The sequence below is a fragment of the Faecalibacterium longum genome (genome assembly GCF_040094125.1).
GTDB lineage: Bacteria > Bacillota > Clostridia > Oscillospirales > Ruminococcaceae > Faecalibacterium > Faecalibacterium longum.
Map to the genome: position 1 here is coordinate 1 of NZ_JBBNIH010000136.1, position 10,420 is coordinate 10,420.

The following is a 10,420-nucleotide window of genomic DNA, read 5'->3' on the forward strand; positions in this document are numbered from 1 at the left end:
CAACACTGAAAATTTCAGAAGTCGAACCGCAATGCACGTTGAAAATTTTGCAGAGCAAAACGTGTGAAAAGGCAAAGTCCCTGCTCATGGTCACCGTTCACACCGAACGCAGTTCCTACCCCTGTTTTGCAGCGGCGTTGTCCGGCTCGCCCACAGAAAGCGTGAGGTCATGGCGCAGTATCTCGTTCAGACGGCTTATGTAAGATTCAAGGTACAATATGAAGAAAGCCGGACGCAGTGCAGACACTACAACCTGCTTCTTTCAAGCACAGAATAACACTTTGTGGTTGTGCAGTCAACAACTAAAAACAAATTTTGGAAGATTGAACAACTACATAAGATTTTATTTGTAAAAAAGAAAAATACCGCCCACGCAGCGCAGCGATGATTTTGTCGGGTGAAACGGCGGCAAAATAGATCGGGTGTGTTGCGGGGCGGTAAAAATCTTCATAGGGAACAAATCCTCGCCACTCTGTACTTTTCGACGAGACCGCGTTTGCGTAGCAATGAAAGCCCCAGTGGGGCTTTTAAGCGGCAGAGCGGTCTTGCGCAGCAAGATGGAGGGGCATTGCCCCGACAAGCTCGGCGGGATTTGCGATAAAGGGTATCACGGTTTGCAAGGTGCGTCAAGATGGTTTTGTAAAATTTATTGTGATAAAGCGGTGATAGTAGGACTTATGAAAAGTGAAGTGTAAAGTACCGTAGCCGTCGATCAGCATCTTATGGGCATACGCACCGAAGTTGTGCGTTCCCAACTGCCGCATCTTGTGCTGGATGAGATTCAACCCCTGCTCGTTCAGGCAGATTTCCTTGCGGATGGGTCGCGTGCGGTCTGGCATATCAAAGAACTCCTTTCACTTTACAACGGACATTTTTAAGTCAAAACGCAGGGATCAAAATGAGAAATTTTCAAAAAATATGCGCCCCTGCTTTTGCGAAAGCGGGAGCGCGTTGTATCTGCGGATATGAGATTTGAGAGAATAGCAAGCACATCCGGTGTCCGTACACACCGGGAAAATGAGCGTTTCAGCCTTGCAGCCGATACGCCCATTTTGATTTTTGGGAAAGCCCCAAACCCTTGTTTTTTAGGTTGAAGATACTTCCTGAGCTTTTCCGGAAAGTCCTTGCTTTTATTCGCTTTGACGATTATAATTATACTGTGATTTTATAAGCAGACGCAGAACGGAACTGCAACAGGAGTGCTGCCCATGAAGTATTTATCAATCGCGCAAACCGCTGAACGCTGGGGTATCTCCACCCGCCGTATTCAGATTTTGTGCGGCGAGGGGCGTGTCCCCGGTGCGATCCGCATTGGCTCGGTCTGGGGGATTCCAGAGGACGCAGAGAAACCGGCGGACGCAAGAATCAAGAACGGCAAGTATATCAAGAAGAAAATTCATAATTCATAATGCGTAATGCATAATTGTAATCTGTCGAAAATTCTGCATTGTGAATTACGAAATATGCTTTATTTTCAGGAGGAAATCAGCCATGCCAACACTTGAATGGATTGGAAAAAGCAAGGTGATCAATCACCATCAGAAAGTGCCGTTTCGGGTGTTGGAGCGCAAGTACAGCTTTGATGAAAACGGACAGCACAGCGAAGATAACGGCAGTGAAAACATGATCATCCGGGGCGATAATCTGGAAGCCCTGAAAGCGCTGCTGCCCCGGTATGAGGGGCGCGTCAAGTGCATTTACATCGACCCGCCCTACAACACCGGCAACGAGGGCTGGGTCTATAACGATAACGTCAACGACCCCAAGATCAAGAAATGGCTGGGCGAGGTCGTCGGCAAAGAGGGCGAGGACTTGACCCGCCACGACAAGTGGCTGTGCATGATGTATCCGCGCTTGAAGCTGCTGCAAAAGCTGCTGGCGGATGATGGATGCTTAATTATAAGCATCAGCTACCATGAACTACATAATCTTGTAAATCTCTTGCGAGAGATTTTTGGGACAAAGCAGATTGTGACTGTCACAGTACAAACTTCTGGTGGGAAACCATCAGGCGGTTTTAACTATGTGCAAGAGTATCTGGTTTTTGTTGTGCCTGCGGACTTTCACGCAAACGCACTTGATTTTTGTGGCGGGAATAACAGAACGCCATTCGAGGGGCTTACACTGAGTACGTTCGACAAGACACAACGTCCAAATCAGACATATCCAATTTTTATAGACGAAAATGGTGTATTTGCTGGTGTAGGAAAATCATTACAAGAGCAAATTGATGACGGCTCATACACCGGAGAGAAAGCTGATTTTCCATATGACTACTCTATCGCTCCACAAGGGAAAGTTGCCGTTTGGCCCGTAACAGCAAAAGGCAAGCAGTGTGTCTGGCGGCAGATTTCAGGACGATTACAAGCGGATTGGGAAAAAGGCTATATAAAAATCTCAAAAAACAAAAGCGGGAGCAATCAGAACCAATACAGTGTCCAGTATTTGCCAAGCGGAGTTATCAAGAAAATCAAAGACGGCGAGTTGGAAGTTTTAGGGCATGAAGATGGTGTTCCGACGTTGTTATTTGGAGAAAATCAGACCGTAGGCGGACAGGTTCCTACGATATGGGCTGAAAAAGCATTTTTCACTGTTAACGGAACGCAAACGCTTAAAAACATTTTTCCTGAATCGCCCAAAACGTTCGACTATCCGAAATCGGTTGCACTGATTGAAAGCGTGGTTCAAGCAATCACAAAAGATGCCGATATTATCCTTGATTCCTTCGCCGGTTCCGGCACCACCGCCCATGCGGTGCTGAACATGAACAAAGCGGACGGCGGACACCGCAAGTTTATTCTTGTCGAGATGATGGACTACGCCGACAGCATCACCGCCGAGCGCGTGAAGCGCGTTATCAAGGGCTACGGTGAGGGTAAAAACGCCGTGGAGGGCACAGGCGGCAATTTCGGCTTCTATGATCTTGGCGAACCGCTGCTTATGGGCGATTGCCTGAACGAAGCGGTTGCCCCGGAGAAAATCCGCGAATACATCTGGTTCATGGAAACAAAGCAGCCCTACGCCCCGCCCAGCGGCGGAAATCCCTATTACCTCGGCAAGCACAACAGCACAGGCTATTACTTCTACTACGAGCCGCAGCGCGTGACGGTGCTGGACTATGCGTTCCTCTCCACCATTACGGAAAAAGCCGACGGAACGGTGATTTACGCCGACCGCTGCTCCATCAGTGAGGACAAGCTGGCAAAAATGGGCGTTACATTCAAGAAAATACCGAGAGATATTAGCAGACTGTAAGGGGTGTTCGCTGTATGGAACTGAAATCTTATCAGAAAAAAGTGATAGCGGACCTGACCCGCTATCTGGAACTGTTGAACGAAACGCAGAACTATATGACAGCGTTTGAGCAGTTCTGGCGGGAAAAGAGCGCACCGGCTTTAGGGCGATACCAAAACGTGATACCCGGTGTTCCAAATCTCTGCTTCAAGGTACCGACAGGCGGCGGCAAAACCTTCATTGCCTGCAACGCCGTTCGCCCTATCTTTGACGCGCTCCCCGCTACCAAGACAAAGGCGGTCGTGTGGCTTGTTCCATCGGACGCGATTCTGACACAGACGGCGAAAGCCCTGAAAGACACCTCCCATCCCTACCGCCAAAAAATCGACGTGGATTTCGGCGGGCGTGTGGAGGTCTACACCAAGCAGGAGCTTTTGAACGGTCAGAACTTCAACCCCACGGCCGTAACGGAGCAGTTGTCGGTTATGGTGCTGTCCTATGATTCCTTCCGCGGTCGCGGTAAGGAGGGCTTGAAAGCCTATCAGGAAAACAGCAATCTTGCCGCGTTTGCAAAGGTGCTGGGCAAGCCCGACAGCCCCATTGAAAAAGCGGACGAAACCGCTCTGTTCCAGATCATCAACCAGCTTAACCCGCTTGTCATCGTGGACGAGAGCCACCATGCCCGGTCGGAATTGAGCCTTGAAATGCTGGAAAACTTCAATCCCTGCTTTGTGCTGGATTTGACCGCCACACCGAAAAAGGAGAGCAATATCATCTCCTATGTGGACGCGGTGCAGCTGAAAAACGAACACATGGTCAAGCTGCCGGTGATCGTCTATAACCGGGACAGCCAAGCCGAGGTACTGACTGATGCAATCGACCTGCGGAACAAGCTGGAAGAAATCGCAAACGCGGAGTACGCCAAGACGGGTAAATATATCCGTCCTATCGCGCTGTTTCAGGCACAGCCGAAGGGCAAGGAGGACGCGACCACCTTTGAAAAACTGCGGGACAAGCTGGTGGACGCCGGGATTCCTGCCGATCAAATTGCCATTCGTACCGCCGATGTGAACGAGCTGAAAAATGTGGAGTTGATGTCCCCAAACTGCCCGATCCGATATATTATCACGGTCAATGCGCTGAAAGAGGGCTGGGACTGCCCCTTTGCCTATATTCTTGCGTCCCTTGCCAATAAGACAAGTCAAGTTGACGTGGAGCAGATTTTGGGACGGATTCTCCGTCTGCCCCATACGAGCCAGCATACGCAAAGCGCACTCAATATGTCCTATGTGCTGACTTCCTCCAACGACTTCAACAACACCGTGGCGCATATCGTCAAGGGCTTGAACAGCGCAGGTTTCAGCGATAAGGACTATCGGATCGGGGAGTCCGCAAAACCGCAGATTCCCGAACAGCCAGCAGAACAAATTACGCTGCCTGACCCGCAAGGAGTTTCCGAACTGGAAACCGCAGAGGACGATTTTTCGGGGCTGGATGGGAAATTGATCGGGGCAGAGTTGGAGCGGCGCAGAGAACAGGCGCAAACGCCTGAAACTGCCCCGAAGGCCGACACCATGCTGGACGCTGCCGCAGAGGTCGAAAAGGCATATACAGATGCAATTCAGCAGACCGGCAATGACCCGGTGATGGACAATCTTCCGTGGGAGGTGCGGGATAAAGTGAAATCATTTGGGGTAAACCCGCAGTTCCGGGAGGATATTGAAACGCTGCAAATCCCGCAGTTTTTCCTGAAAATCGAGCAATCTCTGTTTACGGACGGCTCTTTTGAACTGCTGGACAAGGAAATGCTGGCAGAGGGCTTTACCCTCAAGGGCAAAGCATACGACATTGATTTTGCCGCCGCAGACGATGAAATCCGCGAAATCGACGTGCGGGAGCAGGACGGCGGTTTGCCGAAGGTGTTCAAGATGGAGAGCGCCGAGCAGCGGTATTTCAAGGAGTGGTTCAACAATCTGCCGCAGGAAAGCCGGGTGCGCCAATGCAAGGACATGATGTTCAAGCAGCTTAACAAACTGAACATGGTGGACGCTGCCGAGCTGAAAGCCTACATAGACCGCATTGTGGACGATATGGACAAGGCGCAGCTCGCCGCCATGGAGAAAGCGCCGTTGGGCTATGCGGCGAAGATCCGTGACAAGATTGAAACGCTGCTGGAAGCCCACTATCGGGAAATTTTTGAAAAGTGGCTGGAAACGGAGCGCATTGTCTGCAAGCCCTCGTTCCGCCTGCCCCTCGCAATCCATCCCACCACCCATACTGACATATACGCCCGTTCGCTGTACACGGCGGAGGACGGCGACATGAACAAACTGGAACAAAAGCTGGTCGTAGAGCTGACCGCCCTGCCAAATGTCCGTTGGTGGCATCGGAATATTGCCAGACAGGGCTTTTCAATCAACGGCTTTATCAAGCATTACCCGGATATTCTGATTATGACCCAAAGCGGCAAGCTCATCTGCGCGGAAACCAAGGGCGACCACCTGAAAAACGGTGACAGCCGGGAGAAAATCGCACTCGGTCAGGCGTGGCGTACAGCAGCAGGCAAGGATTTCCGCTATTACATGGTATTTGAGAATGAGGAAAACCTCTTGCCGGGTGCAATGAGCATGAGCCAGTTTATCGACACGGTAAAGGCGCTGTAAGGGAGGTGCGTGCTTTGAAACTGCCGTATGAGAACGAACTGTATGAGCTGCGAAAGTGGATAGACTTTACAAATGCAAACTTGCATATGCAGTTTCTCCACACGCCTCAGGAAATTCAGCGCGTTTACCAATGGATCAATGCAATTACGAGAGGAATCCAAGCAGACTATCCTTTTTATGCGACTACGCTCCCCTGTGTTGCAAATATACTTTTTCAGCAAAACGAAGTGGGTGCTATTTTCCTGAATCCTGCGGCATTTGGCGAGTTGGTGGTAATTGTTCGCCATATCAAAGCAGAACCCGTTGTTGTCCAGTTCTGGTCAGAGATACACCCGCGGATTGTGAATGTTTCCCGTGAGTTATTTGTAGATGGTCATTGTTCAGCTGCGGCAGAAAAGGCAATTAAAGAAGTGGAATCACGTCTGCGCGAAAAGTTTTCAGAGTTAAAACCTGGCGCAGCAGTTCCCTCAAAGATCGGCGATGTGATTGGCGCACTTATGAGCGAGAACGGCGCTTTCAAATTCTGTGACACAACTACTACCAGTGGCAGGGACTACCGACGTGGAATCCAATCTCTGTTTGAAGGAATCATGGCAGCCTATCGCAATCCTGCGGCTCATGCTAATCTTCAATATGAAAAACGTGAGGCTATGGAGCAAATAATGCTGGCAAGCCAGCTGATGTATGTGTTAGACAAGCCGCAATTATAAGGAGAATCTATGGATTTTAGAAAACTTCCATCTAATTCTGAAGGGTTACTGTTAAAGCTGGTCTGTTCAGAAAACCCTACGCAGGTATTGCGGAAACAATACAACGGGCTTTCTACGCAACAAGAGCAAGAACTTGACGGTATCATAAGAGAACTAAAAGAACTCGGCTATATTGATGTTAAATGGGCTGATAATGAGCCATACTTTGTCATTCTAAATAATTCTGCAAGAACATATAGTGAACGATTGGCTGAGTATAACACGCATAACCCCACCAATGCAACACAAGGGAAAAAGGAGAAAAATACAATTTTCATAAGCCACCGATCAACTGATAAAGGTATTGCGGATATGCTTGTTGACTTTTTTGCAGGAACCGGAATTTCTAAGGAAGCAGTTTTCTGCTCTTCTCTGCCGGGCAACGACATAAATGAACGCATTTCTGATGAAGTCAGATCTGCGCTGAAAAGCAGCGCAGTTAACATTGCGATTCTTTCGCATGATTATTATCAGAGTGCCTATTGCCTGAATGAAGCGGGAGTGCTTTGGTATGAGGACGTTCCTGTAATTCCAGTTGCCTTGCCGGAAATTAATTCGGGCAACATGTACGGATTCCTAAATAACGAATATAAGTTAAGGCGGTTGGATTCCGATACAGATATTTCGTACATTTATGATACTGTGAGCGAAGCGGTATCGGCTCCGCACACAAAAGCCAGTCTTATCACATACGAGAATAATAAACTTAGAACAAGGTATGCAGAATATTTGAAAGTGAGAGAATTGCCCCCGGGTGGTTCTGATATTTCTATCGCAGATACTATTGCAGAAATAACCACGGACGATGAACGAATCGTGCTATACTACATACTTCATGAAAATGTTCGAAAAGTCTCTAAATCTACTATTTCAAGTTGGTTAAACAAATGCGAAATCCGTGGCGTAAATGTCGATAACGCGTTTGATCTGCTGTCATCTTTTGATAACGGGGCTTTGAATAACGATACTCTGGAGTTTGGCATCGACACTTTCCGCAAATACTCTGCAAACGTAGCACGGGTGCTTCCACCACTTAAAAAATGCGTGGATCAGCATATTGAATTAGCCGTCAACATATTCAAAAAAATCTGGTCAGATGACACGCTTGATATTAATATACGGCTGTTTGTTGCTTATATCGTGGAAGAGAGAATGCGCACGTTTGGTGACCGTTGGATGGCAGAAGGAGAAATCGAAAATATAAGGCAGTGGGAGAGCAAAAACACACTTGATTCCACACTTTCAAATAACTATGGAAGCTGCCTTGAATTTTTTGTTCAAAATGAGCTTGTATATGCAAGCAGTTGGACAAGCTATGGAAATCCGCGAGAGTATACTTTATTCCCTTCTCTACAGGAGCTCCTTTTTAATTGTCCCCATAAGATTATGGAGGAATTACAAAAAGTCAAAGATGCCTATCATTTAGATTTTCCATTTTGAGTTTTAAGAAGCCCGGCATCGCGCCATTTGACGTGATGCCGGGCTTCCTGTTCAGTTCCATTCCTCCGCCAAGAGGAAATCGCGGATATTCCGGTGTTTGATCCCGTTTCGGCTCATGTCGAACTCATCGAGGGAAACAACGTACTTCGGGAAGTTGTCGCGGATGCTATCATACGCGCCGAACTCGCGGTTGACTGTTTCTTCCGATGCCAGAAGATAAGTGACCTGAACATACAGCTTTTCGCCGCGCTTGTCACATACAAAATCAATTTCCTTATCGCCCGTCCTGCCGACAGTCACCTCATAGCCCCGGCGCAGCAGCTCCAGATAGACGATGTTTTCCAAAATGAGGTTGATGTCCCGCATATTGCCGCCGAAGACCGCCTCGCGGATTCCGTGATCGGCAATATAATACTTCTCGTTGGAGGCAAGGATCTGTTTGCCCTGCAAGTCCTCCCGCTTCACCTGATAGAACAGGTACGCCTCGCAGCAGTATTTGATATAGTTCAGAATTGTTTCCGGGGCAACGGTGCGCTGCTCGTTTTTCAGGAACTTTGCAAGAGAGGTCGCCGAGAAGGTCGTTCCCACATTGGCGATCACATAGGCAATGATCCGTTCCAGCAGGTCAACGTCACGGATTTTATTTCGCTTCACGATGTCCTTGAGCTGGACAGAGTTGAACAGATCGTGAAGATATTGCTTGGACGGCGCATCCGCATAGCGGAGGTTTGCGAGATAGGGCATCCCTCCGGCAAGCAGGTACTTTTGGAAACACTGCTGAATGGACGCATCAGGACTGATCGAGCGGTACAGCTCCATGAACTCTCCGAATGAGAACGGATAGATCACAAACTCCACATACCGTCCGCCCAAATAGGTTGCAAGCTCACCAGACAGCAGCTTTGCATTGGAGCCGGTGATATAGATGTCGCAATCCAGCGAAACGCGGAAAGAATTGATGCACTTTTCCCAGTCCTTGACCTCCTGAATCTCATCAAAAAACAGATAGACCTTGCCGTCGATCTCCTTGGCGCGTTTGGTGATCTCATCATGCAGCGCCTGCGCGGTTTGCAGATGGGAGTAGCTCATATCCTCAAAGTTGATGGCGATAAACTGTGTTGGGCTGACGCCGGACTCCGTGAGTTCCTGCTGGATCAGCTCCAACATGACCGACTTTCCGCAGCGGCGGATACCGGTCATGACCTTGACTAGCTCCGTCCCGATAAACGGACGGATGCGGCTCATATACAGTTCGCGTTTGATCATAAAACTTCACTCTCCTTCCGTGGCCGACCACAGTATATCACACTTACGATTGAAACTCAATGGAGAAATTGCAAAACCAAAAGTTATAACTGATAAAATACTGAATTCGACAAAAGATTTCAGATAAGGCTCAACTATTTAAGCGAAGCCCTGCAAAGGGAGGGTTTCACCCTTTATTGGCACACAAGATGCCGTTACAGAAAAATGAAACAACCATCGGCATATCCGTTGGACGGTTACCCTGCTCAAGAAAGAGAGGGTACAGATTGAAATCGCTGACACGGTGGTGCTGTACGACCGCCTGCCAAAGAATCCCGAATAACGAACGACGCCCACCAGCTTATGGCGAAAACCATAGGTCGGTGGGCATCGTGTTCTTTATAGGGGCTTAATCTTCCAGCCTACCGTGGTTGCAGCTGAGGGAGAGATAGCGCTCCATCTCCCCTTCCAGCACCATCTGCACATACTCCAAGGGCTTGTTGTACAGCAGCCAGTCCAGTTCAGCCCGCTGCGCTGGGGCGTTGCCGTACTCGTCCTCCACGGCGATGCAGTCGATGGCAACGATGGTGCCATCTTCGAACCGGGCTTCCACCCGGTTGGTGTCCATATTGAAGCGGCAGGAAAGCAGTTTATTCATGGTGAACCTCACTTTCTATATCAAACGGTGTCTGTTCGGATGTCCTAAACCCTGCCATAAAACCGGTGTATGATGTAAGATTGTTGTCTGGATGAAATTGGGAATTTTTGCTCTGCCGATGCCCCAAAAATCCAGCAGGAAAGCCGTTGAGTTTGAGGTCGTCTTGCAGGGCTGATTTTGGCTCTGCACACTTTTGCACATTTTCTGCACATTGCAAGGATGGATAACAGGTGCAAAGGAGTGCAAACAATGCAAAGGAATACAATAGATTCACAACTCTAAAATCACGGTGCATCGATGAAAATGACGATTCTTCGTGAATTGTGGATATGGATGAAAGATGCCGTTTGGTTTCTACGAATCAGTAGGCCGGGGGTTCGAGTCCCTTCCATCGCACCAGAAAATGCCGTGAAATCGAAAGATTTCATGGC

9 protein-coding genes are annotated in these 10,420 nt (G+C 48.7%); 6 read left to right on the top strand and 3 right to left on the bottom strand.

Annotation, left to right across the window (positions count from 1 at the left end; genetic code table 11):
• The coding region (locus AAAU26_RS07500; RefSeq protein ID WP_349176418.1) for a hypothetical protein at nt 1–203 on the top strand (203 nt) is incomplete at its 5' end.
• Between the two features lie 423 nt (nt 204–626).
• Here AAAU26_RS07500 and AAAU26_RS07505 read toward each other — a convergent pair.
• Complete coding sequence (locus tag AAAU26_RS07505; RefSeq protein WP_005928958.1) at nt 627–839, bottom strand: hypothetical protein; 213 nt, start codon at nt 837–839, stop codon at nt 627–629.
• A 369-nt stretch (nt 840–1,208) separates the two neighbouring features.
• Between AAAU26_RS07505 and AAAU26_RS07510 the strand changes: the two genes are divergently transcribed.
• The 5 genes from AAAU26_RS07510 to AAAU26_RS07530 all read left to right on the top strand — a co-directional run bounded on the left by AAAU26_RS07510 (nt 1,209) and on the right by AAAU26_RS07530 (nt 8,086).
• Nucleotides 1,209–1,409 (top strand): hypothetical protein, encoded by a 201-nt coding sequence (locus AAAU26_RS07510; protein WP_005928951.1) that lies wholly within the window; start codon nt 1,209–1,211, stop codon nt 1,407–1,409.
• An 82-nt stretch (nt 1,410–1,491) separates the two neighbouring features.
• Nucleotides 1,492–3,255, top strand: coding sequence for a site-specific DNA-methyltransferase (locus tag AAAU26_RS07515; RefSeq protein WP_227619678.1), 1,764 nt, complete (start codon nt 1,492–1,494; stop codon nt 3,253–3,255).
• A gap of 14 nt (nt 3,256–3,269) precedes the next feature.
• Nucleotides 3,270–5,897 carry a DEAD/DEAH box helicase gene (locus AAAU26_RS07520; RefSeq protein WP_005928946.1) on the top strand — a complete coding sequence of 876 codons (2,628 nt, stop codon included), beginning with the start codon at nt 3,270–3,272 and terminating at the stop codon, nt 5,895–5,897.
• Nucleotides 5,898–5,902: 5 nt separating this feature from the next.
• Nucleotides 5,903–6,607 carry a TIGR02391 family protein gene (locus AAAU26_RS07525; protein WP_005928943.1) on the top strand — a complete coding sequence of 235 codons (705 nt, stop codon included), beginning with the start codon at nt 5,903–5,905 and terminating at the stop codon, nt 6,605–6,607.
• A 9-nt stretch (nt 6,608–6,616) separates the two neighbouring features.
• Nucleotides 6,617–8,086 carry a toll/interleukin-1 receptor domain-containing protein gene (locus tag AAAU26_RS07530; protein ID WP_005928941.1) on the top strand — a complete coding sequence of 490 codons (1,470 nt, stop codon included), beginning with the start codon at nt 6,617–6,619 and terminating at the stop codon, nt 8,084–8,086.
• 51 nt (nt 8,087–8,137) lie between these two features.
• On the opposite strand, the gene AAAU26_RS07535 is transcribed toward AAAU26_RS07530, so the two are convergent.
• Nucleotides 8,138–9,352 carry an ATP-binding protein gene (locus AAAU26_RS07535; protein ID WP_005928939.1) on the bottom strand — a complete coding sequence of 405 codons (1,215 nt, stop codon included), beginning with the start codon at nt 9,350–9,352 and terminating at the stop codon, nt 8,138–8,140.
• A gap of 388 nt (nt 9,353–9,740) precedes the next feature.
• A complete protein-coding gene (locus tag AAAU26_RS07540) occupies nt 9,741–9,989 on the bottom strand; it encodes a DUF6061 family protein (protein ID WP_005928936.1) in 249 nt (82 codons plus the stop codon).
• Nucleotides 9,990–10,420: the final 431 nt, after the last annotated feature.

What these genes read in the sequence shown, in the direction of transcription:
- AAAU26_RS07505 (WP_005928958.1), bottom strand. Translation starts at nt 839, where the DNA reads ATGCCAGACCGCACGCGACCCATCCGCAAGGAAATCTGCCTGAACGAG.
- AAAU26_RS07510 (WP_005928951.1), top strand. Translation starts at nt 1,209, where the DNA reads ATGAAGTATTTATCAATCGCGCAAACCGCTGAACGCTGGGGTATCTCC.
- AAAU26_RS07515 (WP_227619678.1), top strand. Translation starts at nt 1,492, where the DNA reads ATGCCAACACTTGAATGGATTGGAAAAAGCAAGGTGATCAATCACCAT.
- AAAU26_RS07520 (WP_005928946.1), top strand. Translation starts at nt 3,270, where the DNA reads ATGGAACTGAAATCTTATCAGAAAAAAGTGATAGCGGACCTGACCCGC.
- AAAU26_RS07530 (WP_005928941.1), top strand. Translation starts at nt 6,617, where the DNA reads ATGGATTTTAGAAAACTTCCATCTAATTCTGAAGGGTTACTGTTAAAG.
- AAAU26_RS07535 (WP_005928939.1), bottom strand. Translation starts at nt 9,352, where the DNA reads ATGATCAAACGCGAACTGTATATGAGCCGCATCCGTCCGTTTATCGGG.
- AAAU26_RS07540 (WP_005928936.1), bottom strand. Translation starts at nt 9,989, where the DNA reads ATGAATAAACTGCTTTCCTGCCGCTTCAATATGGACACCAACCGGGTG.